Annotated in this window: 23 protein-coding genes; 11 read left to right on the forward strand and 12 right to left on the reverse strand. The window is 46.2% G+C overall.

Translation table 11 applies throughout. The features are described 5' to 3' along the window. Positions 1-40: 40 nt before the first annotated feature. Entirely contained in the window at positions 41-1384 is a 1344-nt protein-coding gene (locus tag QT996_RS17610) for a serine/threonine-protein kinase (protein WP_333047999.1), read from the reverse strand. Positions 1385-1678: 294 nt separating this feature from the next. On the opposite strand from QT996_RS17610, the gene ispG reads away from it, so the two are divergent. Further along, entirely contained in the window at positions 1679-2899 is a 1221-nt protein-coding gene (gene ispG, locus QT996_RS17615; RefSeq protein ID WP_333048000.1) for a (E)-4-hydroxy-3-methylbut-2-enyl-diphosphate synthase, read from the forward strand. Positions 2900-3214: 315 nt separating this feature from the next. Next, a complete protein-coding gene (gene ctpC / locus QT996_RS17620; RefSeq protein WP_333048001.1) occupies positions 3215-4570 on the forward strand; it encodes a carboxyl-terminal processing protease CtpC in 1356 nt (451 codons plus the stop codon). Between the two features lie 156 nt (positions 4571-4726). On the opposite strand, the gene QT996_RS17625 is transcribed toward ctpC, so the two are convergent. Next, complete coding sequence (locus tag QT996_RS17625) at positions 4727-4933, reverse strand: DDE transposase family protein (protein WP_333048002.1); 207 nt, start codon at positions 4931-4933, stop codon at positions 4727-4729. A gap of 301 nt (positions 4934-5234) precedes the next feature. On the opposite strand from QT996_RS17625, the gene QT996_RS17630 reads away from it, so the two are divergent. Continuing rightward, on the forward strand, positions 5235-7787 hold the full coding sequence (locus tag QT996_RS17630; RefSeq protein ID WP_333048003.1) for a heavy metal translocating P-type ATPase: 2553 nt from the start codon (positions 5235-5237) through the stop codon (positions 7785-7787). Between the two features lie 197 nt (positions 7788-7984). Here the strand turns inward: QT996_RS17630 and QT996_RS17635 are convergent, their stop codons facing one another. Continuing rightward, positions 7985-8332 carry a hypothetical protein gene (locus QT996_RS17635; RefSeq protein WP_172190364.1) on the reverse strand — a complete coding sequence of 116 codons (348 nt, stop codon included), beginning with the start codon at positions 8330-8332 and terminating at the stop codon, positions 7985-7987. Between the two features lie 105 nt (positions 8333-8437). Between QT996_RS17635 and tmk the strand changes: the two genes are divergently transcribed. The 4 genes from tmk to QT996_RS17655 all read left to right on the forward strand — a co-directional run bounded on the left by tmk (position 8438) and on the right by QT996_RS17655 (position 12216). Next, a complete protein-coding gene (tmk, locus tag QT996_RS17640) occupies positions 8438-9106 on the forward strand; it encodes a dTMP kinase (protein ID WP_333048004.1) in 669 nt (222 codons plus the stop codon). Between the two features lie 242 nt (positions 9107-9348). Continuing rightward, positions 9349-10311 carry a DNA polymerase III subunit delta' gene (locus QT996_RS17645; protein ID WP_333048005.1) on the forward strand — a complete coding sequence of 321 codons (963 nt, stop codon included), beginning with the start codon at positions 9349-9351 and terminating at the stop codon, positions 10309-10311. 39 nt (positions 10312-10350) lie between these two features. Next, positions 10351-10851 (forward strand): peptide-methionine (S)-S-oxide reductase MsrA, encoded by a 501-nt coding sequence (gene msrA, locus QT996_RS17650; protein WP_333048006.1) that lies wholly within the window; start codon positions 10351-10353, stop codon positions 10849-10851. A gap of 528 nt (positions 10852-11379) precedes the next feature. Next, positions 11380-12216, forward strand: coding sequence for a metallophosphoesterase (locus QT996_RS17655; protein ID WP_333048008.1), 837 nt, complete (start codon positions 11380-11382; stop codon positions 12214-12216). A 137-nt stretch (positions 12217-12353) separates the two neighbouring features. Here the strand turns inward: QT996_RS17655 and rppA are convergent, their stop codons facing one another. Together rppA and QT996_RS17665 are read right to left on the reverse strand one after the other, a co-directional pair. Continuing rightward, positions 12354-13040 carry a two-component system response regulator RppA gene (rppA, locus tag QT996_RS17660; protein WP_333048009.1) on the reverse strand — a complete coding sequence of 229 codons (687 nt, stop codon included), beginning with the start codon at positions 13038-13040 and terminating at the stop codon, positions 12354-12356. 52 nt (positions 13041-13092) lie between these two features. Then, positions 13093-13743: a glutathione S-transferase family protein gene (locus QT996_RS17665; protein WP_333048010.1), complete on the reverse strand. Its 651-nt coding sequence runs from the start codon at positions 13741-13743 to the stop codon at positions 13093-13095. 637 nt (positions 13744-14380) lie between these two features. On the opposite strand from QT996_RS17665, the gene hisG reads away from it, so the two are divergent. Beyond that, the gene (hisG, locus tag QT996_RS17670) at positions 14381-15025 is read left to right on the forward strand and encodes an ATP phosphoribosyltransferase (RefSeq protein WP_333048011.1); all 645 of its coding nucleotides are present in this window, start codon (positions 14381-14383) and stop codon (positions 15023-15025) included. A 145-nt stretch (positions 15026-15170) separates the two neighbouring features. On the opposite strand, the gene QT996_RS17675 is transcribed toward hisG, so the two are convergent. From QT996_RS17675 to QT996_RS17685, 3 genes are all read right to left on the reverse strand, one after another. After that, positions 15171-16628: a response regulator gene (locus QT996_RS17675; protein ID WP_333048012.1), complete on the reverse strand. Its 1458-nt coding sequence runs from the start codon at positions 16626-16628 to the stop codon at positions 15171-15173. A gap of 225 nt (positions 16629-16853) precedes the next feature. Further along, the gene (locus tag QT996_RS17680; protein WP_333048013.1) at positions 16854-19064 is read right to left on the reverse strand and encodes an ATP-binding protein; all 2211 of its coding nucleotides are present in this window, start codon (positions 19062-19064) and stop codon (positions 16854-16856) included. 744 nt (positions 19065-19808) lie between these two features. Beyond that, positions 19809-20522 (reverse strand): DUF1997 domain-containing protein, encoded by a 714-nt coding sequence (locus QT996_RS17685; protein WP_333048014.1) that lies wholly within the window; start codon positions 20520-20522, stop codon positions 19809-19811. Between the two features lie 121 nt (positions 20523-20643). Between QT996_RS17685 and QT996_RS17690 the strand changes: the two genes are divergently transcribed. Both QT996_RS17690 and QT996_RS17695 read left to right on the forward strand, forming a co-directional pair. Further along, positions 20644-21303 carry an NAD(P)H-binding protein gene (locus QT996_RS17690; protein WP_333048015.1) on the forward strand — a complete coding sequence of 220 codons (660 nt, stop codon included), beginning with the start codon at positions 20644-20646 and terminating at the stop codon, positions 21301-21303. Between the two features lie 158 nt (positions 21304-21461). Further along, positions 21462-22748, forward strand: coding sequence for a glycoside hydrolase family protein (locus QT996_RS17695; RefSeq protein WP_333048016.1), 1287 nt, complete (start codon positions 21462-21464; stop codon positions 22746-22748). Positions 22749-22986: 238 nt separating this feature from the next. Here the strand turns inward: QT996_RS17695 and QT996_RS17700 are convergent, their stop codons facing one another. From QT996_RS17700 to QT996_RS17715, 4 genes are all read right to left on the reverse strand, one after another. Continuing rightward, positions 22987-23379 (reverse strand): hypothetical protein, encoded by a 393-nt coding sequence (locus tag QT996_RS17700; protein WP_333048017.1) that lies wholly within the window; start codon positions 23377-23379, stop codon positions 22987-22989. A gap of 350 nt (positions 23380-23729) precedes the next feature. Then, on the reverse strand, positions 23730-23855 hold the full coding sequence (locus QT996_RS17705; protein ID WP_333048018.1) for a hypothetical protein: 126 nt from the start codon (positions 23853-23855) through the stop codon (positions 23730-23732). 231 nt (positions 23856-24086) lie between these two features. After that, positions 24087-24335 carry a hypothetical protein gene (locus tag QT996_RS17710; RefSeq protein ID WP_333048019.1) on the reverse strand — a complete coding sequence of 83 codons (249 nt, stop codon included), beginning with the start codon at positions 24333-24335 and terminating at the stop codon, positions 24087-24089. Between the two features lie 171 nt (positions 24336-24506). After that, positions 24507-24851, reverse strand: coding sequence for a Dethiobiotin synthetase (locus QT996_RS17715; RefSeq protein ID WP_333048020.1), 345 nt, complete (start codon positions 24849-24851; stop codon positions 24507-24509). A 207-nt stretch (positions 24852-25058) separates the two neighbouring features. On the opposite strand from QT996_RS17715, the gene QT996_RS17720 reads away from it, so the two are divergent. Then, positions 25059-26570, forward strand: a complete 1512-nt coding sequence (locus tag QT996_RS17720) for an SGNH/GDSL hydrolase family protein (protein WP_333048021.1) — start codon at positions 25059-25061, stop codon at positions 26568-26570. The last annotated feature ends 180 nt before the right edge of the window (positions 26571-26750 follow it).

Here is a 26750-nt window from a genome sequence, read left to right on the forward strand (position 1 = left end):
AATCTCTCCATAGTTAACAAAGTTCTGAAACCTTTAGATGTTACACCTTGCAAGTCTCGACGCGAGAGAAGAGACTTAACAAGCCACAAGCTAACCCCTTACGTCCTCGGCCTGGGAGGTGACCTTCTGGTGCTTTAGTGTTGAATTTGATATCTCTATAATCCAACCCGTTACTATTCACACGCCAACCTAACCTATCTAAGAATGCTTCCCATATTTTACTATCAAATTCCCTGGTTCCCCCCAGACTTTGATAAATGCGCTTCTGCACCGAAAAGCCGAAGCGCTCATTACTGTATTTTACCCAAAGTTGGTCAATCGTTCGCAAGTCTTCGCAGGGAAAATTATTAATATGTTCATCATTCAGGCATCCGTCTTCCTTCTCACCCGCCACCTTCAACATCACTCTAGCCGTTTCCCGATCAGCCTCTTTCCATTTTCCGCTAGCCAACAGCCGATCGAGTTGACTATAATCGACTCCTTTTGCTGAAATCAAATTTATAGGTTGTGGTGGTGGCTGCGGGCTAGGAATCGTTGGCAAAAAAAACCCTCTTTGCCCCCAATTACCAAGGGTAGGTTGGGGAAGCATAGCCAACCATTCTTGCACTGAGTGAGGCCGCTTTGTCTCATGCATTTCCATCCCTTTCATAATTGCCCAATGCACCGCATCGCTAATATTAGGATTAATCTGAGACGGCGGCCTTAAAGGATTATTTAAAGCCCTCAAGAATGCAGCAGTTGGTGGTGTTCTCGTTAACAGATAGTAGAGCGTTGCCGCCAGAGCATAAACATCTGTGTACTCAGCAAATCTGCCCATTTCCCCGTACTGTTCGGGAGGCGCAAAACCATGTGTTAATCCAAAAGTCATTTGTTGAGTGCGATCTGGAATAAAACCCCGCGCCAAACCAAAATCAATCAAAACTGCATCTTGCTTGTCACGCACCATAATGTTTTGTGGCTTGATATCGCGATGGAGCAAACCTTTTTCGTGAACTAATATTACGGCTTTTCCTACTTGACGGATGTAGTTTAAAGCTTCTGTTTCTGACAGAAGACCGCGCTTTCCCACGCATTTACACAAATCTTCTCCTGGCACATATTCCATCGCAATGCAAGGCAAATTATCGTGAATGAAGTAGGTGTCTATTTCCACAATATTGGGATGCCTGCACACAGCTAGTAGTAGCGCCTCATCGCGAAATTTGTCCCGATACCGGACCAAATCTGGATCGCTCAATAATTCATCTTTGAGCGTTTTGATGACAACCCGCTGCCTGTTTTGCGCTTTCTGCGCTAGGTACGTGACCCCAAAGCCGCCCTCACCTAACTTGTCTTCAATGATATACCGATCGCCATTTAACCCCTGCCCCGGTGTCCAAACCATTCTCCTCACCGCCAACCAATATTAATTTTTATCTCGGCATAGCCTGTATTTTAACTGTATTTTCTAAGTTCGGTTTAGTTCCACGGGCCCAACTTCAGTTCGCCTTCCCGGTGATGGTTGGCTTTTAGTTCGATCGCCCTTTTCCGACATAATTCGATCGACAAATTCGCAGCAATCTCATTAAGAATCATAAATCCCAAAACCTCTTTGCCCAAACAGTCCACTTCTGTGCAAACCTAAAAAACAGCAGACACAATTTTATAAACTCTAATTACAGAACACTCGCAACCAGTTATGCAAACTCTGCCGAACCCCACTAAAACCCTCACCACCGAACCAACCTTCGACACCACCATCAAACGCCGCAAAACCCGTCCAGTCCAAGTCGGTAGCGTCACCATCGGCGGCGGCTACCCCGTCGTAGTTCAGTCGATGATCAACGAAGACACCCTCGACATCGACGGATCAGTCGCCGGAATTCGGCGCTTGCACGAGATAGGCTGCGAAATCGTCCGCGTCACCGTGCCCAGCATGGCCCACGCCAAAGCTTTAGCCGAAATCAAGCAAAAACTGCACGCCACCTACCAACCCGTGCCCCTCGTGGCCGATGTCCACCACAACGGCATGAAAATTGCCCTCGAAGTCGCCAAACACGTAGACAAAGTGAGAATCAATCCCGGACTTTACGTGTTCGAGAAGCCGAAAGCCGACAGAACCGAATACACCGACGCCGAATTCGCGGAAATTGGCGAAAAAATCCGCGAAACCCTGGAACCTCTGGTGATTTCCCTGCGCGACCAAGGCAAAGCTTTGCGAATCGGCGTTAATCACGGTTCCCTCGCCGAACGGATGCTGTTTACCTACGGCGACACGCCCGAAGGCATGGTAGAATCGGCCCTGGAATTCATCAAAATTTGCGAATCCCTCGACTTCCGAAATATCGTACTTTCCCTGAAAGCCTCCCGTGCACCCGTGATGGTTGCTGCTTATCGCTTGATGGTGCACCGGATGGACGAACTCGGCATGGATTACCCGCTGCATTTGGGCGTCACAGAAGCAGGAGACGGCGAATACGGCCGCATCAAATCCACCGCAGGCCTCGCACCGCTGCTGACTGACGGTATTGGCGACACTATCCGCGTCTCGCTGACAGAGGCCCCAGAAAAGGAGATTCCCGTCTGCTACAGCATTCTGCAAGCCTTGGGACTGCGGAAAACGATGGTTGAGTATGTCGCTTGTCCTTCCTGCGGCCGCACTTTGTTTAATTTAGAGGAAGTGTTACACAAAGTGAGAGAGGCGACGAAGCATCTCACGGGTTTGGACATAGCAGTAATGGGCTGTATTGTCAATGGCCCGGGAGAAATGGCTGATGCTGATTACGGCTACGTCGGGAAGCAACCGGGTTATATTTCGCTGTACCGGGGTCGGGAAGAAATTAAGAAGGTGCCGGAAGACCGAGGTGTGGCAGAATTGATTGATTTGATTAAATCGGACGATCGCTGGGTCGATCCTTAATGGCTGTCGATCGCTCCTAATGCCTGTTGTTAAACCCGGAGATCCCCCCTAACCCCCCTTAGTAAGGGGGGGACAAGAGCGCTCAAAGTCCTTGTTAAGGGGGGACAATAACGCTCAAAGTCCCCCTTCTTAAGGGGGATTTAGGGGGATCGAGACTTTGATACAAACGAAAGAGATAGAGGGTTTCAGTCTTAAGTTGACACCGCAGAACTCGGCAAAGTGGAATAATATATGTACGCCAAACGCGAGCCGGCCTTGCCTGTGTTAGATTGAGCGTAATTATTCTGAACTCTTTTCCTCCCGCGCGTCAGACAAATGGTTATAACAAAACGAGGGCTTGTTCTAAGTGCAGCAGCAGTGGTACTCACTGCTGTAACTCTTGCGAACACTGGTTGCAGTTCTAAATCTCTGGCTTCTTTTCGGGGAAGCCCTAAAGAGTTAGTTGATGAAGTTTGGCAAATTATTGACAAAAGTTATGTGGATGGCACTTTTAACCAGGTTGACTGGAAAGCGGTGCGAAATGATTATTTGAACCGGACTTATACCAGCGACGAGGAAGCTTACAAAGCAATTCGGGAAATGCTCAAGAAGCTAGACGATCCTTATACGCGGTTTATGGACCCTCAAGAGTTCAAAAATATGCAGGTTGACACTTCTGGGGAATTGACAGGAGTTGGGATTCAGTTGACTCAAGATGAGAAAACCAAAAAGTTGGTAGTGATTTCGCCGATCGAAGATACCCCTGCTTTTACTGCTGGTATTCTGGCAAAAGATATCATTACTAAGATTGACGGCAAAACGACAGAAGGCATGGATACGAATCAAGCGGTAAATTTGATTCGCGGCCAGGCGAATACTGAGGTGACGCTGACGATTTTGCGGAACAGCAAGGAATTAGAATTCAAGCTGAAACGCGCTAAAATTGAAATTCATCCAGTGCGGAAGTCGGTGCAGAAAACTCCCATCGGAGAAGTCGGCTATATTCGCTTAAATCAGTTCAGTGCGAATGCTGCATCGGAAATGCGATCGGCAATTAAGGATTTGGAACAGAAAAAGGTAACGGGCTATATTTTAGACTTGCGTTCCAATCCCGGCGGGTTGCTGTACGGAAGTATTGAAATTGCTCGGATGTGGCTCAAAGAAGGTACGATCGTCTCGACGGTCGATCGAGTCGGTGAGGCCGATAAACAAACTGCAAATAAGGCAGCGATCACAGACAAACCGTTAGTTGTACTGGTAGACGGCGGTTCAGCAAGCGCTAGCGAGATTCTATCCGGTGCTTTGCAAGACAACAAGCGCGCGGTTTTAGTGGGAACAAAGACGTTTGGTAAGGGTTTGGTGCAGTCAGTACGCGGCGTGGGAAATGGTTCAGGTTTGGCGGTGACAATTGCCAAGTATTTTACTCCCAGCGGGCGCGATATCAACCACTTGGGAATTGAACCGGATTTTAAGGTAGAACTCACTGACGCTCAAAAACAGGAATTAAGGCGCGATCGCGATAAAATTGCTACGGCGGCCGATCCGCAGTACGCGAAAGCTATGGAAGTTTTGACACAGCAAGTTACTGGTAAAACAGGCAACAATAAGGCGGAGTCGAAACCGAATGCAGCGCCACCTAAGCCGACTGCGGCGCAGGCAAAACCGAGTGCAGCACCTTCTAAATCGAAGTAGAAAACCTGTGTAGGGTTTCAGTTTAAAAAAAGCATTCGGGGGAAGAAATACGGCTAAAGGCCAAGATTTTAAACTCGAATGCTTCGCTATTTCTTGCCATGCGTCATTGCGAGTCACGTTAGCTTTCGCGATTCGGAGGAAAGTAATAGTAATTCCTCATTGCGGCTGGCATTTGCCGGCGCGAATTAATCCGATGCGGCGGGCGATGGCATCTTGGGGCGAATCGTAAGGGCCCCACTTTTCAATAATACTGGGGTTTAGTGGTTCGAGTTGGGCGATCCTCTGCGAGGGCTCCGCCAACGGCAAAATCTCGCAATTACCGGCCCGATGTTTGACAATATAAAATTTTGATGTTTCTGTCATAGCTAAATTCGTCAAATTAAAGCTGGATACTAACTAAGCAATTCGCTCATTATATCAAGTAGGGAAACGGTACTGCCGTGTCCCAAGTGTGTCTTAGCATTAAATCCGCAGTTCGACAGTGGTTGAAACGCCTGCCGGAATGCGGATTTCAGCGCCGGGAACTAATAAGAATTAAAAAAAACTAACACTTTCGGAAGATGCCACAATATTTATCTATGATAAAAATATAGACATTTGTCTAAACAGTGCATTAAACCCTTTCAGAACCACCCAAATATTCTAATCAATACCAAAAAAAACCATGCAATTTTTGTCCAAAACAATTCCCGAAATTAAAACAGAAATCCTACCAGTTAAAGAATCACCGCCAGAACTTGTTACTTTCGATGTCGGCGGGATGAAATGTGCCGGCTGCGCGAAAGCTGTGGAACGCCAACTCATGCAGTATTCAGGCGTAATTTCAGCTTGCGTTAACTTGGCCGTAGAAGTCGCGACGGTTGAGTGTCAACCGGGGACTGTCGATGCAGAGGCTTTAGCGAAAAAGTTGACTGATAATGGATTTCCCTCTCAGTCTCGTTCAGGTGAAAATCAGCAGGAAGCAGAAGCGACAACAATTGAACGACGGCGACAGGAAATTAGACAGCAAATCAAGCAATTGACCATCGCCCTTATCCTAATTATTTTATCCGGTTTAGGTCACGTACTCGGCACAAAAGCTCCAATTCTCAGCAATATTTGGTTTCACTGGGGACTCGCCACCCTAGCTTTGCTGCTACCGGGCCGCCCAATTATCGTTGATGGGTGCCGCAGTTTGTGGCGAAATGCACCCAACATGAATACTTTGGTAGCTTTAGGCGCTGTCACAGCTTACACCGCTAGCAACGCGGCGCTGCTGTTTCCACGGATGGGATGGGAGTGCTTTTTTGACGAACCTGTGATGCTGCTGGGCTTTATTTTGTTGGGCAAAACTCTCGAACAGCAAGCCAGACGGCGCGCTGCATCAGCTTTGCAAGCTTTAATGGCATTGCAACCAGCCAAAGCCCGCTTAGTTGATTTTAAACTTTCGAGTTTAGATTTGCGATCGGAAGAATTGCCTTTAAATTCGACATCAGAGGTCTACAATCCACAATACATTGAAATTCCAGCCGATCGCGTCCGAGTCGGAGAATGGCTGCAAGTTTTGCCCGGGGAAAAAATACCAGTAGACGGCGAAATTTGCGAAGGCAAAACCACGATAGATGAGTCGATGCTGACTGGCGAATCAATGCCGGTTTGGAAGCAACCAGGAGATACAGTTGCCGCCGGAACTATCAATAAATCCGGGGCAGTTGTGATGCGGGCAACTCGCACAGGTAAGGAAACAACTGTAGCTCAAATGGTGGCTTTGGTGCAGGCAGCCCAAACTCGCAAAGCGCCGATTCAAAATTTAGCTGATACTGTCGCGGGATATTTTGTGTATGGGGTAATGGGGATATCGGTTTTAACTTTCCTATTTTGGTATTTTGCCGGTACTCATATTTGGCCTTCTGTGCTTTTAGGACACGGGGCAATGAACATGGCACACGGGGCAATGAATATGGGAAATCAATTGCCAATTATTCATTATCAATCGCCTTTGCTGTTAAGTTTGAAATTGGCGATCGCAGTTTTAGTCATCGCTTGTCCTTGCGCTTTGGGACTGGCTACTCCAACAGCAATTTTAGTCGGTTCTGGCATCGGGGCGGAGCGCGGACTTTTAATTCGCGGTGGTGATGTTTTAGAACGGGTGCATCAATTAGATACGGTAGTTTTTGACAAGACAGGCACTCTGACAACCGGAAATCTCACACTCACAGATTATTTGCCGATTTTCCAGAATTCGGAGTGGGATTTGAAGTCAGATATTAATGTTGGCAACAAACAAGATGTTTGTTCCACAATTGATGGGGTTTCTGGCAACAGGCAAGATGCCTGTTCCACAACAATTGATGGGGTTTCTGGCAGAGTTGACTCAAAACTGCTGCAAATTACGGCGGCGGTGGAAAGGGGCGCTTCTCATCCCATCGCCGCAGCGATTTTGCTGGAAGCTCAACAGCAAGGTTTGCCGCTGCTAGCTGCTGAGGATTTCTGCACGGAACCGGGCTTAGGGGTTTCTGCTTTGGTCGAGGGCCGGCGGGTGTTCGCGGGGAATGCTGAATGGATGAAGGAGCAGGGGGTCGCTGTGGCGACGGAATTGTCTGGGTCTTTGCAAGGCAAAACGGCGGTTTACGTGGCTTCTGAGGGCGTTTTGCTGGGGGTAATCGGGCTAAAAGATACTCTGAGGCCGGATGCTAAGGCGGCGGTGGAACGTTTGCGGGGCATGGGATTGCGGGTGATGATGCTGACGGGAGATACAGCGTCAGCGGCGGCGGCGACAGCGCAGCAGCTAGATTTGGCGGCGGCTGATGTTTTGGCCGGGGTGCGGCCGGAGGGGAAGGCTCGGGCGATCGCCACTTTGCAAGCCCAAGGCTGTAAAGTGGCTGTGGTGGGGGATGGTATCAATGACGCGCCGGCTTTGGCTCAAGCTGATGTGGGTATCGGTTTGCACTGCGGCACGGATGTCGCAGTTGAGACAGCTCAAATTGTGCTGATGCGAAATGCTTTGATGGATGTTGTTGAGTCGATCGAGCTGGGGCGCGCTACTTTTAATAAGATTCGCCAAAATTTATTTTGGGCTTTTGGTTACAATACTCTGGGAATTCCGGTGGCAGCGGGTATCTTGCTGCCTGCAACCGGAATTCTACTCAGTCCTGCGGCGGCCGGAGCATTTATGGCGTTTAGTTCTGTTAGCGTTGTTACCAATTCTTTGTTTTTGCGCCGGGGATTTCGAGCTTAAATTTACGGATTGCATATAAAAGTCGGAGGCCATCGGTCATTAGCTACAAACTAAGGACTAATGACCTCATCCCCATACGGATACAAGCCCCCCACACCAGGAGTCGAGATCAAAGAAGTTTCGACGTTAGTTCGAGGCCCCAGATTTATCTGTGGAGTCACTCTAAAATCTAAAATGTAAAATCGACTGACTGATGGCTAGAGTGCCATACTTTCCAAGAGTCGCCAATTATTGTTGTTCATAATTGAACGACTCACTAGCTCGAACATTTGACGGCAGTGGTTGTTGGTTTGCAGGGGCAGTTCTTCGTTTTTAATCACGAAGTTCATGCGAACCTCTGAGTCGCTGGCCGTGTTTTTCTCAATTAGGACTTCTGCGGTGACAAGTTTGGGAATCGAAACTTGACCTGGGAGCTCGCGAGCCATGACGGAATCTCCTGTATTGTAGATAATATCAAGATTGCATGACTCTAAAATTTCAATCAGGGATTGACGGAGACGGTCGATCGGAACGGCAACGATAAAAAAACCAGTATAGCGAGCCATAAAAAACTCCAGCCTTGAGGCATTGAGACTTTATTATCATACCGAACCTAGAACCGATGAACAGAACAATATGGATTTATTTTATTCAGGTGGAAAGTTAGGGCAATGAAGGGCAAACTTATCGTGTTTGAGGGGGTTGAAGGTGCGGGTAAAACTACGCAAATGCAGCGCTTGATACAGTTCCTGCAAGCAAGTTGCTTTCTGACAGTCCGCTTGGTGGCTACTCGCGAACCGGGGGGTACTGAGTTGGGAAGGGGACTGCGACATTTGTTGCTGAAACAAGATGGGGGCGAATCTGTATCCGATCGAGCAGAATTACTCATGTACGCGGCAGATCGCGCTCAACACGTCGAAACTTTTCTCAAACCCGAGTTATCGAAGGGAACGATTGTTTTATGCGATCGCTTTACTGACTCTACGATTGCTTATCAGGGCTACGGCCGCGGTCTTAACTTAAATTTAATTAAGCACTTGAATGAAATTGCTACCGACGGCTTGGAAAGCGATCTGACTTTGTGGCTGGATATTAATGTGGAGGAGGGTTTGGCGAGGGTAAGGGCTCGGGGAGGGTGCGATCGGATCGAGCAAGCAGATTTGAAGTTTCACCGCCTTGTACAGCAAGGTTTTGCGGAGTTAGCCCAGGAAAATAAATCTCGAATTGTCCGGATAAATGCCGATCGACCTGAATATGAAGTCGCTCAGGAAATTCAAGCTATTGTAACTCGCAGGTTAGAAGCTTGGGGATATTTAAATAATACCAATCCTGAAAAATAGCGCTACATAATGTGTAAAGACACGGCAATGCCCTGTCCGGCTCCGGCCACTTACAATTTAAGATTCTTAACTCCAAACAATTATTTAGCAGTCCGTTAAAACACAATAACCTTTTGGTATTATAGCAACCGCGCCAGACGGTTAGGATATTCTTAATTACTACTGACACCCTAGATTTTCTTCCTTCTTCCTTCTTCCCTCTTCCTTCTTCCTTCTTCCTTCTTCCTTCTTGCTGAGCAAACATGGATTATTTTACATCATTAATCGGACAAGAGAGAGCAGTAGAATTGCTAACTCAAGCAGTCGAGAGAAACCGAATTGCTCCTGGTTATTTATTTGTCGGCTCTAACGGCATCGGCAAAAGTTTAGCTGCTCAGTGTTTCATCGAACTTTTATTCTCAGCAAATATTCCCGAAACCCGACTAATAGCCTCCGTGCAAAATCGCGTGAGGCAGCGAAATCATCCAGACTTACTCTGGGTAGAACCAACTTATATGAACCAAGGCAAACGGCTTACGCCAAAGGAAGCAGAGGAAGCCGGTTTAAAGCGGAAATCACCACCACAAATTCGCTTAGAACAAGTTCGAGAAATCGGTGAATTTCTCAGCCGACCGCCGTTGGAAGCTGGGCGTTCAGTCGTAGTTTTGGAACAAGCCGAAACAATGGGCGAGGGAGCCGCTAACGGCTTGTTGAAAACATTGGAAGAACCTGGAAAAGCAGCGCTAATCTTAATTGCTCCGACTGTGGAAGTTTTGTTGCCCACTTTGATTTCCCGTTGCCAAAAAGTCCAGTTTTCTAGGCTGAATCCCGAAGCAATGGCACAAGTTTTGCAGCAAGCCGGATTGGCAGAGATTTTGGATCATTCCGAGGTACTGGGGATGGCTCAAGGCAGTCCTGGGGAGGCAATTTCTATTTGGCAGCAACTGCAATCAATACCCGATGATTTACTGCAAAAAGTGAAACAGTTGCCCCAAAATCTGCGGTCTGCTTTGGAATTGGCCAAGGAAATTGATAAAACTTTAGATACTGAATCTCAGTTGTGGTTAATCGATTATTTACAACACTGTTACTGGCAGCAATTTTTGGCAGGGGGAATTAGTCGATCGCCCTTAGAACCCTTGGAAAAAGCACGACAATATTTGCTAAACTACGTACAACCGCGATTGGTTTGGGAATGCACACTAATGGGAATATGTCAAGCATAATTTAGTGCCAAGTTTTATCCCAATACGATGAGTCACACAATGGAAAAAGCCACATTTGCCGCCGGTTGTTTTTGGGGAGTTGAACACAAGTTTCGCGCCGTTGCGGGTGTCGTCTCGACTGCTGCGGGCTACACAGGAGGTCACTGGCCGAATCCCTGCTACCTAGATGTTTGCGCCAGAGTCACTGGTCACGCTGAATCTGTGCTGATAGAGTACGATCGATCGCAGGTGAGTTACGAAGCACTGCTAGATGTATTCTGGAACTGTCACGATCCAACCCAAATCAATCGCCAAGGCCCCGATAGAGGTGAACAGTACAGGTCTGTAATTTTTTATCACAATTGGGAACAAGAAAAAGCCGCTCGCGCATCCAAACAAAAATTGCAAATTTCCGGTAAATACGACAAAGATATTGCTACCGAGATCAAACCTGCTGCTGAATTTTATATGGCCGAGGATTACCACCAGCAATATATAGAGAAGAAGCGGCATTCGTCAAAAGTTATTAGTGAACAAGTAGGCAGACGCGACCAAAAATAAAAGATATTAGGGGCGGGTAAGGCAATAATATATACTAGCCCCAGTTTATTATTAATGCAAAACCCGGTCTCCCCCAAGCCATATTTATTTCCACCGACTCAGCAGTAATAAATCATTAGTGATGAGATAGTGTTTGGTAGGGGTAATCCCCCCGTGGTAAGCCGATGCGATGGGGAGGCGACACAAATCTCAGCTTTGACAATTGCTAAAAGAATATAGATGCGGGGCGGGGAATGCCAGTCTGAAGAGGATTGATAGCGTTTTAAACAACTTGTTAGGCAAGTCATAATTTTATAAAAATGCTGTCGTAGTTGGGCGCGTAAGACCCAAAGAATTTTGCAAGAAAGCCTAACTGAAAATTGGGCCTTTCTGTTTCAATTTTCTTTAGCAAATCTCACTTTTTGGATCCCGGACTTTAGTCATTCGTCAGATGAAAGAAGGAAAAAAGAAGAATATCTACTTTTGCAGTGTTGCCTGTTTATTTGCTAAGCTAGACGTGGCGCTTTATCATCAATAAACCTTATATTTATGCACAGGTTATTAACGGGAAAACTTCGAGTAGAGTATTTAACAATACCGATCGCCAATCTTCCAGCAAATCTATCCGGTACTAAAATTGTACAGCTTACTGACTTTCACTATGACGGGGTGCGGCTATCGGAATGGTTGCTAGAAGAGGCGATTGCTGCTGCAAATGAAGCCGAACCCGACCTGATTTTTTTAACTGGTGACTTTATTAGCTACGACCCCGCACCTATTTACGGTTTAGTGCACCGATTGAAAAACTTGCAAAGTCGGACGGGAATTTACGCGGTTTTGGGCAATCACGACCACTATTGGCCGGAGGCAAAAAGAGAGGTTGCTAATGCTTTAAATAGCGTCGGAATTCGGGTTTTGTACAACGAAGCAATCTATCCTTTGGGATCAGAATTAGCTTTAGTTGGGTTAGCAGATTTTTGGTCGGGCGATTTTGCGCCTAAACCTGTAATGGCATCAATAAATCCCGCGATTCCTCGGATTGTTTTGTCTCACAATCCGGATACTGCTGAAAAACTGCAAAATTGGCGGATTGATTTGCAGTTGTCGGGGCACACTCACGGCGGTCAAATCGTTATTCCCGGTATCGGCCCTTTGTACGCTTGGGTCAGAAAAATTGGCTATTGGATCCCTCAACCAATCCGAAAGTTAATTCCTTTTATGTCGGCTTGGGATCGAGTAGTTACTCACTGGGAATGGGCTAGCGGTTTGCATGAGGTTGGGAGTAATTTGCTGTACGTGAATCGCGGTTTGGGAACTTATTGGCCGGGAAGGCTATTTTGTCCCCCGGAGGTGACAGTAATTACTTTGGTTTGTCAAGATACATAAAGGCTGGTTTAGGGTGCATACTTTCCCGATAACAGATAATATAGCAGAAGGAAAAAGGAAGAGGGAAGAGGAAGAAGGAAGAGGGAAGAAGGAAGAGGGAAGAGGGAAGAAGGATTTTTGTACAATTTCTATTATTTTTAATTGGCTTCTCCAAAGCGATAGCCCCTGCCGTAGACTGTGTGGATTAGCACACATTCGCCCGGTGCTTCTATTTTTCGCCGCAGCAGGCGAATTTGAGCGGCTAATACATTGCTACTGGGTTTTTCTGCTTCACTCCACAAATACTGGTGGATTTGTTCGTGTGTTAGCAATTGACCAGGATGGCGCATTAAGTATTCTAACAACTGACATTCTTTTTCTGATAAATCAATTGTACGATCGCCCCGATAAGCTAATTGATTGTCGTAGTCTAGCTGTAAATCTGCAACTTGCAGCCGCCCGACAGCAACCTCGGCATCAAAAGTAGGAGGCCGCCGCAGCAAGGCGCGGACTCTGGCTAGGAGTTCTCGCAGTTCAAAAGGTTTGACTAAATAGTCGTCTGCACCGGCGTCAAGTCCTTGTACGCGATCGTCTACGGTATCTTTGGCGGTGAGAAATAGCACTGGCGTACTCCGTCCTTGCGATCGCAACTTCTGGCAAATTGCCAGTCCGGTTTGTCTCGGCAGCATCCAATCCAAAATTAGCAAATCGTAATTGCCCTGCATGGCTAAATTGCTGCCACTTGCTCCGTCAAATGCCACATCAACTGTATAACCTTCGCGAGTTAAGACTCGACTCAAAGGGTCAGTTAACTCAACTTCATCATCAACTAAAAGAATCCGCATCCTGATTTCAAACTTGATATTTGAGATTGTAGGTTAAGTAAACTAATTTTTCCTAGATTTTAATGTGTGGAATACTTTCGGTTTCGCTGCAAGCTGCTGCTACCCATTCCTGGATGGCAGGCAAGGCTAAAATAGCCTCCGCATAAGCTTTTGCTGATGAATCTAATTTGACTTCGTAGGTAACAAAACGCATGACAATGGGGGCAAACATAGCATCAACAATTGTGAATTTTCCGAACAGCATATTGCCACCTGTCCCGAATTTTTGGCGGCATTCGCGCCAAATGGTAAAGATGCGATCGATCTCTGCTTCGACACCGGGAGTCATCCCTTCTCCCGGATAGCGGTTGCGACAGTCCATCGGCATATTTTCGCGCACATTTTGGAACCCCGCGTGCATTTCGGCGGCAATAGAACGGGCGATCGCCCGTTCCGCTACATCCGCCGGCCACAAATCATTAGCAAAGCGTTCTGCAACGTATTCGCAAATTGCTAAAGATTCCCACACTTTCAGATCGCCGTCGATTAAAACTGGCACTTTTCCCGAGGGAGAATAGCGCCTAATTTCTTCATGGGTTGTCGGCCAGTCTAAGGGGATTCTCACCTCGGAAAATTTCAGTCCAGCTTGTTTCATCGCCAACCAAGGACGCAGCGACCAAGAGGAATAATTTTTGTTGCCAATAACAAGTGTCAATTCGGTCATAATTTAGCTGTCAGCTATTTGGAATCGCCCGTTAAATTTTAAGTTTGAGAGTTGAATACACTGCTAAAGGCGTGATACTGAATGGCGCTCCTCTTCGAGGGCTTCGCGAACGGGCGATCGTCCAATTCTGTGCACCAGCCTCTGCAAGCATTTTACATTAACAGCCTCCCAGCGTTCCGCGTTTTTCTGCAAACTGCGATCGGGGGGCGCGATCGAACACGCTTAATTCCACATGGGATGAGAAGCCTCCGCCCCTGGGGATTCTGGCGTGGTTAGCAGTAGGTACGGCTACTGTATAATCCCTTTCCTCGGCCTCTCTACCACCGGCTGAGAGGATTTAATCTACTGTAATTTTCAGGGAATCCGGCTCTACACTGTGAAATTATCCGTCAAATTCTCCCTCAAATTCTTGACTATCAAACTCTTGATTGTTTTCCATACTGAGCGCACTTTAAAAGTATGAGGACATAAAAACTTAATAAATATAATATATACCCAAACAAAGAATCGAGCAATACCCGAAATTTATTTTTCGCTATGAACTCTATGTGTTATTCTGAGTTTGGTAAAAGCTGTTTCTGCTTATACCGCGATCGCCCCCTTCCCAAATTGAGCAATTTACACTCTAAAAATTGACATGATTACTGTTGCACTTCCCAAAGGCGGATTGTTAGGAGATAGCATTCGGCTGTTTAAATCGGTTGGATTAGACTTCAGTGCTTTTCTCGATTCCTCTAACCGACAACTTCAAATTTATGACCCTACAGGCACTGCAAAAGCTTTGCTAGTAAGGACGCACGACGTGCCGGTTTATGTAGAATACGGTCAAGCGGATTTGGGGATTGCTGGCTATGATGTTTTGCGGGAAAAAAAGCCGAAAGTTGCCAATTTAATTGATTTAAAATTTGGCAAGTGTCGGCTGTCGGTGGCAGTGAAAGAATCTAGTTCTTACCGACGAACGGTGGATTTGCCTCCTCACGGTAGAGTTGCTTCTAAGTTCGTACACTGTGCAAGGGAATATTTTCACAATTTGAATTTGCCGGTGGAAATTGTGCCGCTTTACGGTTCTGTTGAGTTGGGGCCGATTACGGGTATGTCGGAGGCTATTGTGGATTTGGTTTCGACTGGCAAAACTTTGCGGGAAAATGGTTTGGTGGAAATTGATGTTTTGTTTGAAAGTTCGGCTTATTTGATCGGTCATCCTTTGAGTTACCGTTTGAATACCGGAGGTGTGAATCACTTGATCGGGAAGTTGAGAGAGCAAGTTTTGACGAAAGTTTGATGCACACTCCAATTAGAGTAGACTTATTGGATAAATCTTTCATTGATAGGGAAACCCCAGACGCAACGCAGGATAGTTGGAGACTTTTGTAATAGGTCTAAACTATTTTAGGGTGGGCTTGTAGCCCGCCCTAAAAGTTAAATCTTTATGAAGTGCTATTTCCCGGTATAAAACCTAGTTTTTCCTGGCAGCGATTTATATAAAAACGGACAACTGTATCCGCAGGGTTTTGTTCGATTAGTTGCTGAAAATATCCCAAGGCGGCGACAAACCTTTCGGATTGCCATCCTTGAATTCCTTTGTCAAATAAACCCTGGGTAAGCTGCTTTGCTTCAGAATCGGGACAAGAGGCGGCCCAGATTTCGTATATTTCTATAGCTTCCTGCTTGCCGCGCGGGGTTACTCGATCGATCCAGCGATAGTAATAATTGTTGCTTGGCGAATAGCTGCCTGCCGCAGTCGCCCCAGAAGTAGAAATAATACTCTCCTGTGTTTTCACTTCCAAGTCGCACTTTAATAATAGACTTTCTTGTGAGTGTGAGTTCAGACTTATGCCATTTAGAAATTCTCTCGCATGAACGATCGCATTTTCGCTAACAATAATTTGGCAGCCGTATATTTTAGTTAAATTTTCTAACCGAGAAGCTGTATTTACCACATCGCCGATGACTGTAGAGTCCATGCGGCGATCGGAACCCAAAGTACCGATCATGCCGATACCTGTGTTAATTCCCGTACCAATATTGACGGGAAATTCTAAATTGTATTTGTAGCGGCTGGCATTAAATTCTTGCAAAGTTTCTTGCATTGCTACTGCGGCTTCGATCGCATCCATAGCGTGAGAATTCTGCTTGTCAAATACTGCCATGATTGCATCGCCTAGGTATTTGTCAATAAACCCGCCATGAGACGTTATGCAATCGTTCATTTGAGTAAAAAAAGCGTTCAACCATTCAAAAGTCTCGCAAGCTTGTTGAGATTCGGCGATCGCAGTAAAGCCGCGAATGTCGCAAAATAAAATAGTCAGCTCTTCTTCTGTGACATTGCCCAACTGAATAGATTCTATTCCTTGCGGTGCAATTCGTCCGAGAAGTTGCTCCGGCACAAATAGCTGAAATTTTTCTGAAAGATATTCGTTAGCCTCCCAAGCTGCGGCGATTTGACGCTGGCTTTGCTCTTTGACTCGCTGGTTTAACTGGGAAGATACAGCTTGCGATCGCATTTGACTCAACTGCAAAATATTTTCAACTTTCGCCAGCAACAAACGGCTGTTAAAAGGCTTTGTCACATAATCGTCTGCCATCATTTCTAACCCTCTGAGGCGAGAGGAATCGTCGTCGAGGGCGGTCAAAAAAATCACCGGTACAGTTTGCAATGCCGTATCCTTCCGCAGGATCTCGCACACATCAAAACCGTTCATCTCCGGCATCATAATATCTAGTAAAATTAAATCGGGTCGAGAGGCGCGGGCAAGGGAGAGCGCTTCATGGCCAGATAGGGCTGATACTGTAGCGTATCCTTTCAGGTGCAATAACTCTTCCAGTAAAGTCAGATTAGCTGGCTCGTCATCAACCAACATTATGCAGGGCGACTTGTTTGACATGGAATATGATATAATATATTGAATTTAGCTCGGGAATTGCGCGTGGGGAAGCTCGAAAACTGGTTGATTCGTATATTTCTCCTTACTAAACTCGATATTTTTCGTAGAACAGGCTTTCGGAGGCAAGCGCGGGCAAGTCATATAGATATTTATCTACTATTGAGTTTAACCTTTGTTCTTATCAATTATCATAAATGGCAGTGCTGGAACTGCAAATAATTATTCTTAGCCCAGAAAAGAACGGACAGTAGCGATCGTCAAATTCAAATCCAGTGGCTTGCTCAAATAAGCAGAAGCGCCAGCTTCCAAACATCGCTCACTGTCACCGGGCATCGCCATCGCCGTCACCGCAATCATCGGTACCGAGTCCCAGACAGGATCTGCTTTAACTCGGCGCATCAACTCAAAGCCGTCAACATCCGGCAACTGAATGTCCATCAAAATCAAATCCGGCAGCAACTCCGGGGCAGCAGAGGCGGCGAGAATACGATCGGCCATCGCCTTCCCATCAGCGAGTATCTCTACCCCGTACCCCTCCAATTCCATCACCTCAGAAATTAACATTTGGTTAAAAGGCTGGTCTTCGACAACCAAAATCCGCTTCCTGCCAATGGGTAAAGCAATCGCAGAAGCAGGAACTAACTTGGTATCCAAATCACAAGAAGCAAAGTTTCCCAACTGTTGACGCATTTCCGTCAACGGCAGCCAAACGCGGAAAATACTTCCCCGCTCGCAAACAGATTGAAAAGAAACAGTTCCCCCGTGCAATTCTGCCAGACGCTTAGTCAAAGCCAAACCCAAACCTGTACCTTCGTGCCGCCGAGTCAGGGAAGAATCCACCTGTTGAAAAGGTCGAAATAGCAAGTGCCAGCGGTCTTGAGGAATGCCGATGCCGGAGTCTTTCACCTCAAAACAAAAATAAGGAGTGCTGGCATTTACAGGAGAACAATCCGGCCGGTAGTCGTCGTTTATTTCACTACCGTAGACCAGACGCCCGCTGAGTTTAACTTGTCCCTGTTCGGGGGTAAATTTGATGGCATTGGAAAGTAAATTAATCACAATTTGTCGCACTCGCCGTTCGTCGAGCCAAACTTTAGTAATACGGTAGTCTAGTTCTAAAGACAAACCGATTCGCTTTTTGTCTGCCCGGGGCTGCATCATTTTCAGACAGTCTGTCGCAAGTTCTTGAACGCGAATAGGCTGTAAGTTGAGTTCTACTTTTCCCGCTTCAATTTTAGAAAGATCAAGAATATCGTTGATTAGCTGCAACAAGTGCTGGCCGCTTTTTTCGATCAGTTCTACATAGTTAATTTGTCGATCGCTCAACTGTCCGGCTGTTTGCCGCAGCAGCAAGTCAGAAAAGCCGAGAATGCTGTTAAGAGGCGTCCGCAATTCGTGGGACATGGAGGCTAAAAACTCAGATTTCAACTGAGAAGAATACTCTAATTCTTCGTTAACTTGGCGCAGGTTTTCTTGTGTCTGAGCCCGCTCGATCGCCGCCCCCAGAGTCCGGCAAGCAGCCTCCAGCACTTCTTGGTGGACAGCGGCTTGCAGTTTTTTGATGTTGCGGGACTCCAGCGTCAGCACTCCGATGATCGTGCCGTTGGTAGCTGCGATCGGAAAAATGCCCAGTTGTCCGATTCCCGGATGCCGAAATTCCGGCACGGCATTGGGATGCTGGGCATAATCCTCGACAAGCAAAGGTTTACCAGTTTTGACCACTTCCCACAGCAAACCGATGCCGTAAGGAATGCCTTTGTCGAGCAATTCTTGCATTCCTGCGACTACGGGTTCCCCGTAAGTAGCCAAAAATTGACTAGAAACTTGGTTGCAAATCCCCGACGCTTGCCGATCGTTTCCCTTGCCGCTAATCACCTTGACATCTCCGAAAGCAGCATTCATTGCCCCTACCAGATAGGTGAGGGCAAACTGACCTATTTCTTGCAAACTGTCAGACTTTTGCAGGCGTTCAGTTAAACCTAAAAGAAAGCTCAGCCGCCTGACTTCTGCGTTCAAGCTAGCTTGGGAGTTTTGGTATACCGTCACATCTCGAAAGGTAAACAGCCGTCCGCCGCTGTTGGTAATCGTGGCGCACACCTCCAAACAAACCCCATTGGATTGCTCGAAATAAAATGATAAACTTTCATGCTGACATTTTTCGAGTGCTTGCTGAAACTCTTGCCACTGTTGAACAGACAAGTAACCCCGATCGACAATTTCCGCAAACAGCAAGTGGCACTTCGGCTTTGTTGCCAGCCATTCTGGGGACAGTTCCCAGATTCCGGCCAATTTTTTGTTAAACAAAACTAAGCAGTCAGACGAGTCGAACAAAGCGATCGCATTGTCTACTTGATTGAGAATTAGTTCTTGGTCGGCCCTCCATTGCTGCCAGTCTATCTCCATTTTTTTTTCTGTAGCTCTTAGTTTTGTTGTCATAACTTTCTACGGATATGGCAAGACTTCTTCGATCACCCTTTACTTAATTTGACATAATTTTAGGTTTTTTGGCAGTGAGGGTGATCGATCGGCCTTGTGATCTGAGACACTTGCGGGTTTCCGAGGGCGATCGGAGGCAGCTTTGAAATGCGTCCGCTACACTTCTTAATCATGAGGCAATAAGGAGGAAAATCTTTATGACAGAAACAGAATTTTTTAATAACAATGCTGTCGAAGTTGATGGCATCTGACTTGAAACTCTTGTGTCCAACCCTGTGCTAAATTGACCAATCATAATAAAAACTCATTCCGCTGATAAGAAATCCGCATATAGCAATCCTAAATAATTTGTGAATTTCTTACTTTCTCTCAGCGGGTTGGGGGAGGGTTGGGGTTGGGGAAAAAATTTACGACTCCTGCAAGGATTGCTATATTAGTTTCAAAAAAGCAACTGTAGGCTCGTAATCCCAACCCATACACAATCATTTATTCCCAATCATTTAATCTAAAATTGTGCGACTGAGCGCTCACGCCGAAGTCTAAAATCTACAATGGTATGAGTTATTACGATCGCACTTATGAGTAAGGTGTGCAGTGCACACCCTACAAATGTGAGTTAAGCTAATCCGCATTTAAATTGCAGAGTAAAATAAATCTTTACTCTGGTGGGGAGTAGGGGTTGGCCAGGAGATCCCGCACTTAACATACAATTTAAATGCAGTACAGGTTAGAGCGTAAGTAGTGTTAATGTTTCTTAGGATTTTTCGGAAAAGGAATGCCCAAACTTTCGTGAAAAACCACCTGAGTTTTATAAGTCAAGCGTCGGTTAACTTGTTTGATAATTTTTTCCAAAAGCGCATCGCCGGTTTTTTCTATCAAAGGCTGAGACATCGATCGAATAAACTTGGGAAAGCAAACCCCCACAGCCAAATCCAGCTTCCAGGTAGTAATGGTAATCGCAGGCGGCAGCTTAGCACGTTCCGAGCTCGGCCAATCGGCGGCAAACTCCTGAGAGGGTATCTCCACTAGCTTCATCGCCGATCGAAAATCCACTTCATACCCAGGCGAGGTATAATTCGGAACCGGAATAGTCTTAATCAAATAGCAGCCTTCAGCGTCAGGCGGCAGCAACTCTAAACCAATTCTCGCTTCAACACGGTAGCCGAAAGCCCCAAAACGCCCTATTAATAAATCGTAGCCGTTTTCGCCGAGCGGCTGGGCCTTCATCGGCGAAGCGCACTGGCAAAACCAAGTCTTGTGGTTGTTCAAATGCTTCGCCACCGTCTCCGCATCCGCGTACATCTCCATGCTGTCTTCAAAATGCGTGTGAAACCAAATCGGCTCAACTTCTTCACCTGCATCCGCGCTTCCACTTTCGGGCTGTTGGAAACTCGCATCTGGGTAGTAATTTTCCTCAGAAGCTTCAACAGTTTGATATTCAGCGGAATCGTGCTTCATATTATGCTCTCCTGTTATACACGCCAATCAATCTGGTTGGGGATGTGTTAAGGAAGTTTCCTCCCTACAATTGAGAAATTGATAGTAACAAAACTTACCCTAGTTCAGCATAACTCGACTTATGAAAGCATTTGTAGCAGGAGCCACAGGTCAGACTGGCCGCCGAATCGTCGCAGAATTAGTCAAGCGAGGTATTCCCGTGCGCGCCTTAGTCCGAAATCTAGACACAGCTAGACAAATTTTACCACCGGAGGCTGAGTTAGTGACTGGGGATGTATTAAATGCGACTTCCCTGGGCGATGCCATCGGCGATAGTACGGTATTGCTGTGCGCGACAGGGGCGGCCCCTGGTTTTGACCCGACAGCGCCTTACAAGGTGGATTTTGAAGGTACTAAAAATTTGGTGGATGCAGCTAAGGCTAAGGGAATTGAGCATTTTGTGCTGGTGACTTCTCTGTGCGTCTCTCAATTTTTTCACCCGCTGAATTTGTTCTGGCTGATTCTGGTTTGGAAGAAGCAAGCCGAGGAATATTTGCAAAAAAGCGGTTTGACTTATACGATCGTCCGTCCCGGCGGTCTCAAAAATGAGGATAATTCAGATGCGATCGTCATGACTGGTGCGGACAAAATGTTTGAGAGCAGCATTCCCCGCACTAAGGTAGCCCAAGTGTGCGTGGAGGCGCTGTTTCAGCCGACTTCTCGCAACAAGGTTGTGGAAATTGTGGCTAAGTCGGAGGCTCCGCAAAAGAGTTTTGAGGAGTTGTTTGCCGGCGTGGTTTGATTGAATTAGGCTCGCTTGGGTTCGGTGCGTCAGACAAAAAACACTTTGATTTGAGTCAAAGATTTGGGCTGACGCACGCTACACCAATTTTCCGATCGCCAAATCTGGCAAAATCTTAATAGTTTTATGATTCGCCGTTGAAATTTCCCTCTCTCAGCATGAAAACTCTCAAGTGGCCAGCTTGGTTCCCCTATCCGATTTCGTGGTTAAGGGCATTTGCTCTCGCTCAGAGTTTTAGTTTTGTCCTTCGCAGGGGCCTTCCGTTTGTCAGCGACGACATCGGCTTTCTGACTCTACTGCTGGCGGCTTGGCTGATTCAGTTGCCTGTGTTTTTTGTTTGTCACTTTTTAGCAGTCAAAATTTTAAATCCCTTACTAATTATGCTGCCGGGGCGCTTTCGCGTTGCGCGCAAGTTCAAGCGCCGGCATACGGGTATTCGATCGCATTTGCGAGAAGGCTTGAATGCTGTTGTAGTGATTTTTTTTGCATTTAATCTGTCGCTGTTGGTGCAACTTGCGATTTTTTATTGGCCAGCGCGATCGATCGATCCGACCCAGTTACTAACAGGAATATCTACTCTGACAAATGTTGCCATAGCGGGTGAATTAGATTTCTGGCTGATTAAATTGGCGGGGATTTTATCGAGTTTAACGCTGTTAGCTGCGCCGCTATATCAATACGATTTTCGCGTGCGCCGGATGCGGGTGGCTCGAAAATTAGCCGAAATTTCGGAAATGGAAATGACTTGGCTAGAAGCTGAGAAATTGGGCCGTCGAAAAAGAGGTTTGCTGAGGCGATCAGAGCTTCAAATCCTCGGATTTCTACTTTTAATCGGCGCTGTGATTGGCAGCGGTGTTTTTTTGGTTGACAGTTTGCGGGGAAATCAGCAGTTGTCGCAGTCGGTAAGCGGGGTGAAAAAAGTGCCACCGCTGGCTATGAAAAACGGCGATCCTTACCTTCGGGCTCTGATGCGAACTATTTCTGCTAGCGAGTCGAATGTTGCTCGCCCTTATCACGTTGTTTACGGTGGCAAATATATATTAGATTTGAGTCGCCATCCTGACTGGTGCGTGAAGATTGTTAATGGCCCAAATCGTGGCCAGTGTACTACGGCAGCGGGCAGGTATCAATTTCTGACTACAACTTGGAAGGATAAGGCTAAGCGCTATCACGCCCGTCGTGCTAATTTTTTATTCTGGGAAGATTACAGTTTTGAACCCGAAGATCAGGATGCTGTGGTTTATGCTTGGTTGAGCGATCGCAAGTTTTGGAAAGCTGATATTCCTGAGATGTTGCGGCAGGAAAGATTAACTGAGGTATTGCGGATGCTTTCGGGAACTTGGACGAGTTTGGGATATGGAATTGAGAACAATTCTATGAGTTCTCGTTTGCCGAAAGTCTACCGGGAAATGCTGCGGGAAGAATTGGAAAATGCTGGTTCTTAGGGAGTTAAATGTTGGCTGTTGACGGTTGAACCTTCGACTACGCTCAGGGCGACGCTGTTGACTGTTGACTGTTGACTGTTAACTGTTAACGAATATTATTCGTTATTAACAAGCCAAAGCGATTAACAAATAACAAATAATATCAATTCCGGTTGCATCGGAATTAATATTACCCGAAATCAGGAGACGGCAGTGCCGTCTCCTCTATATCATTCCGGCGCAGCCGGAATTGAGATAACTAATCCTTCAATCTGGGTAAAAAAGCTGTCAAACATTTGTACAATTCTAATCCCGGTCCAGCTTGCAGCGGATAAAGCTTGTCGAAATTAATGGGGTTTCCCGGTGCTAATTTCCACTCGGTTTTCTGTGCTGTTTTCGGGGAAATTTCGATGGCTACCGTGATGTTAATAATGTTGTTGTGCTGTGGGATGCCCCGGAAGCAGTAACTTTTGCCAGTGCGTTTGTCTGAATCGCTGCCGGTGATGTATTTGTCTTGTTTGCGAAATTGGATTTCTCTGAAAGGTCGATCGAACACAAAGGAGTCTCGGTAGCGGTAGTCTCCGTCAGACAAGCTTTGCACAGTAGGCCTGATTTGACTTATAACTGTTGCTGGACTAAGAGTTAGCATCATTGATCCGCGTTCCTCTTGTGAAATGGGTGATTTTGCTGTCTGGTGCCTGAGTTGCTGTGGGCGATCGGCTGAAACAAACGCGCCCTGTAACAAATAAATAAAAGTAGTTATGTAGTTTAAGTTGATCCCTGACTATCGTGAATAATTATTGCATGGTTTCATCTCTGTTACCTACCTGAGTAATAATAGAAACATACAGCAAGCCCTGAGAAATTTTACGGGCGCATATTTAGGGATTAATTGACGATACTGCGAGGATACTGCTATGTTGTTCGTGACGCGAGAAACAAAAAACTTAGGGCCGATTGAAACCGGAAATTCCCCATGGCGAGGCTCTTTCACCTCTGCGTCTAAAAGTACCCGTATTCTCCGATCGCGAGTTTACAAAGATGAGGCTCTGGTGTCGGCCGCGCTAGCGGGACTGCCAGCTCTTTTGGCATCCCTCGAAAGCTTTCGCGAGCAATAGAAATTGGCATTTTCTATTGCTATATATGGCGGGTGGAGATTTGTGATAGCGGCTGCCAACCGAGCAGGGGCTGTTTTGATTGCACCTAAAATTATCCTCGATTTGAGTAGAGTTTTGCTGTACTGAACTCTTCCGAAACGCAGAAACCTGGTTGTTTACACAAAAACATTTTACAGCCCTTTGTTATGGTATAAAAACCCGGTTTCTTGGTGTGTGTCCGTAAGTCTTGTGTTAACACAATTTATGTGTGAGTGTCGTCGGATGCGATCGATGCTTCTACCTCTTGGGAAGAACGGCTTAACATAGAGTCGTGCAGGTGTTCGTTGTGCTGCCTTTCTTGAGCCATTAATTCTCTGGCTTTTTCTTCAGCAATTCCCTCCCCAGGTGTTTCTAGCTCGTGGGAGGAACGGTTGAGCATAGAGTCGTGCAAGTGTTCGCTATGCTGCCTTTCTCGTGCAATTAGTAGTCTAGCTTTTTCTTCGGTGTTCATGAGTAGTTTCTCCAATTGCGGTTTAGAACCGATTCTTATATTAAGATGCCACAATTTGAGGGTAAATGTAGCAAGATTAACATAAAATATTACAAATAATTGTAGAAAAAAATGTAGAAAAAAATTGAGTTTGCTGGGGGTGGGTATCGGGATTGGCGGTTGCCGAGCTAATTATTGCCAGACGCCGGAAAAGATATTCTTGACTGCGATCGCAATTCGATTTAAGTCTTCCTTCAGCAGCGGTGGCCAAGAAACTCCTCTGCGGAGTCCAGCTTCAAATTGCAGCAAACCTTCTACTGACAGTAAATGCAGTGCCGAGATTAATTGTCGATCGAGCATTGGAGATTCTTGCAGCCCTTCAAACAATATTTTTAAAGCTAATAAAATCGATGTCACCTGTCCGGGTACGGGCGGTTGACCTTGTTTGAGACGCATCAGGAAGGCGTCGGGATTTTTCTTGGTTTCCAGGGCGGTTCCTTGGTCGATCAGAAAACTGCGGGCTGTTTTGTAATCCATTTGACGTGCGATCGATCTCCTGCAATTAATTAGCTGGCATTATATCACTTTTTGTCTCGCTCAATTTGGTAATATATTTCCATACAGCCTACACTACAGCTACTGGTGAGGTGCCCCCATAAGCACGCTACAGCTACTGATTAGAGGCGTAGCATTCATCCCACAGTCGCCTTAAGCGAAGTGAAACGGACAGGGAAAAATAAAACAATGGCAAAACACCAAGGAAATAGCATAAAATCCAAGATTTATCGCTACTTGTGGCTGCTTTTTTTGTGTCTGAGCTTTCTGTTAGTTCCCCTCATCAAAAAAATAGCGGCCGATACGCCATTCCCCCCACCCGCTCCTATTGCAAATAATGCTACTTTTGGAGCGAGGATTCAAAGGACGATGGGGCTACTTGCAGCTAGCACTCCAACAGACCGCCGCCAAGTGCGTATCCTATTCTACGGTCAATCCATCACAGAACAAGATTGGTGGAAAGATGTAGTGAATGATTTGAAACAGCGATTTCCCAATGCAGATTTGATTGTGGAAAATCGAGCAATCGGAGGATTTGCCGCCCCGATTTTAATCCGTCCCAGCGAACACGATTTGTATCCTTTTTATCCCGACTTGCTAATTTTTCACGTCTACGGAGGCGATGAAGATTACGAAGCCATAATTGCCAATGTCCGCAGCCGCACTGCTAGCGAAATACTCTTGCATTCAGACCACATCGACTGGATGCCGACAGGCAACAGCGACGATCCAAATTCAGTCAGCAGATACGAATGGCACAACACTCATTCTACTAAATGGCTGCCTGAGTTGGCAGATAAATACGGCTGCGAAATAGCCGAAATTCGTGAACCTTGGATGCGGTATTTAAAAGACAATCGCTTGCAGCCAAAACAGCTATTGATCGATGGCATTCACCTCAACGATTGGGGAAATTTTCTCCTCGCTGATCTCATAAAACAGCACCTGCGATACAAGCCAAATTCTCCTCAACCGCCGCAGCAAGATTTAGTTAAAACCTATACACTTGGCAGCGATGTTAAGTGGAAAGATGGCAAGTTGGTTTTAGCATTTGAAGGAAATAGAATAGATGCGATCGCTGATAAAACCTTCAACGGCAAGGCAATTTCTGCTAAAATTGCGATCGACGGCAAAAAACCCTCAGAATTTCCTGAACTTTACAGCATTACCAGACCTAGCGTTACTCTTGGCGTCGGTTGGCCGGCAATCATCCAAGTATCCAGCCAAAAACCGCTAATCGTCGAAGATTGGAAAACCATAATTACTGAGATTAACAGCGACGCCAGCAAGTTTAAATTTGACGTTGTAGGTTCTAAAACAGGTTACGACGGCAGCGGTACAAACGACAAATTGTTTGTCTCAAACTCGGGCCGGGTCGTGATTGAACCGAGAAACTGGTGGCTGAAAAATGCCTATGAATACTCTAAAAAACCGACGCCTAAAGGCTTTGAGATTTCCTGGCAGGTGCGACCGATGTTTGTTGATTCATACGTTCCCCCAAAGATTGCAGATTCAAGCCGCGAGTATTCTACCACATTGGCTCAGAATTTGAGCAACTCCAAACACCTCCTCGAAATCCTTCCTGAAACAGGCGGCAAAGTGCCAATTAAAGCAATCCGAGTGTATCGCCCTCCTTTCACCAATCTAAAATCTAAAGTTGAGAGTTTTAAGCCGCAGATATCACGGGATGAACAGGGATGAACGCTGATGCAATTGTATCAGGGTTTATTTGCGTTCATCTGCGGTTCAAAAAATCTTCCTGTTGATTTTATAGCAATCCCCTTGCTGGGGTCAATCGATTTTAGATTTTAGATTTTAGATTTTAGATTAAAGAATTGAAGCATTGACCCCACGGATAAATTCGGGGGGCAAGTTTCATCG

The sequence above is a fragment of the Microcoleus sp. S13C4 genome (assembly GCF_036700865.1).
In the GTDB taxonomy this organism is placed as follows: domain Bacteria; phylum Cyanobacteriota; class Cyanobacteriia; order Cyanobacteriales; family Microcoleaceae; genus Microcoleus.

What these genes read in the sequence shown, in the direction of transcription:
- QT996_RS17700 (WP_333048017.1), bottom strand. Translation starts at nt 23,379, where the DNA reads ATGATGCTAACTCTTAGTCCAGCAACAGTTATAAGTCAAATCAGGCCT.
- QT996_RS17630 (WP_333048003.1), top strand. Translation starts at nt 5,235, where the DNA reads ATGCAATTTTTGTCCAAAACAATTCCCGAAATTAAAACAGAAATCCTA.
- QT996_RS17695 (WP_333048016.1), top strand. Translation starts at nt 21,462, where the DNA reads ATGAAAACTCTCAAGTGGCCAGCTTGGTTCCCCTATCCGATTTCGTGG.
- QT996_RS17690 (WP_333048015.1), top strand. Translation starts at nt 20,644, where the DNA reads ATGAAAGCATTTGTAGCAGGAGCCACAGGTCAGACTGGCCGCCGAATC.
- QT996_RS17710 (WP_333048019.1), bottom strand. Translation starts at nt 24,335, where the DNA reads ATGAACACCGAAGAAAAAGCTAGACTACTAATTGCACGAGAAAGGCAG.
- msrA (WP_333048006.1), top strand. Translation starts at nt 10,351, where the DNA reads ATGGAAAAAGCCACATTTGCCGCCGGTTGTTTTTGGGGAGTTGAACAC.
- QT996_RS17680 (WP_333048013.1), bottom strand. Translation starts at nt 19,064, where the DNA reads ATGACAACAAAACTAAGAGCTACAGAAAAAAAAATGGAGATAGACTGG.
- QT996_RS17655 (WP_333048008.1), top strand. Translation starts at nt 11,380, where the DNA reads ATGCACAGGTTATTAACGGGAAAACTTCGAGTAGAGTATTTAACAATA.
- QT996_RS17635 (WP_172190364.1), bottom strand. Translation starts at nt 8,332, where the DNA reads ATGGCTCGCTATACTGGTTTTTTTATCGTTGCCGTTCCGATCGACCGT.
- rppA (WP_333048009.1), bottom strand. Translation starts at nt 13,040, where the DNA reads ATGCGGATTCTTTTAGTTGATGATGAAGTTGAGTTAACTGACCCTTTG.
- QT996_RS17685 (WP_333048014.1), bottom strand. Translation starts at nt 20,522, where the DNA reads ATGAAGCACGATTCCGCTGAATATCAAACTGTTGAAGCTTCTGAGGAA.
- QT996_RS17715 (WP_333048020.1), bottom strand. Translation starts at nt 24,851, where the DNA reads ATGGATTACAAAACAGCCCGCAGTTTTCTGATCGACCAAGGAACCGCC.
- QT996_RS17610 (WP_333047999.1), bottom strand. Translation starts at nt 1,384, where the DNA reads ATGGTTTGGACACCGGGGCAGGGGTTAAATGGCGATCGGTATATCATT.
- QT996_RS17720 (WP_333048021.1), top strand. Translation starts at nt 25,059, where the DNA reads ATGGCAAAACACCAAGGAAATAGCATAAAATCCAAGATTTATCGCTAC.
- hisG (WP_333048011.1), top strand. Translation starts at nt 14,381, where the DNA reads ATGATTACTGTTGCACTTCCCAAAGGCGGATTGTTAGGAGATAGCATT.
- QT996_RS17675 (WP_333048012.1), bottom strand. Translation starts at nt 16,628, where the DNA reads ATGTCAAACAAGTCGCCCTGCATAATGTTGGTTGATGACGAGCCAGCT.
- ispG (WP_333048000.1), top strand. Translation starts at nt 1,679, where the DNA reads ATGCAAACTCTGCCGAACCCCACTAAAACCCTCACCACCGAACCAACC.
- QT996_RS17705 (WP_333048018.1), bottom strand. Translation starts at nt 23,855, where the DNA reads ATGCCAATTTCTATTGCTCGCGAAAGCTTTCGAGGGATGCCAAAAGAG.
- QT996_RS17625 (WP_333048002.1), bottom strand. Translation starts at nt 4,933, where the DNA reads ATGACAGAAACATCAAAATTTTATATTGTCAAACATCGGGCCGGTAAT.
- QT996_RS17645 (WP_333048005.1), top strand. Translation starts at nt 9,349, where the DNA reads ATGGATTATTTTACATCATTAATCGGACAAGAGAGAGCAGTAGAATTG.
- QT996_RS17665 (WP_333048010.1), bottom strand. Translation starts at nt 13,743, where the DNA reads ATGACCGAATTGACACTTGTTATTGGCAACAAAAATTATTCCTCTTGG.
- tmk (WP_333048004.1), top strand. Translation starts at nt 8,438, where the DNA reads ATGAAGGGCAAACTTATCGTGTTTGAGGGGGTTGAAGGTGCGGGTAAA.
- ctpC (WP_333048001.1), top strand. Translation starts at nt 3,215, where the DNA reads ATGGTTATAACAAAACGAGGGCTTGTTCTAAGTGCAGCAGCAGTGGTA.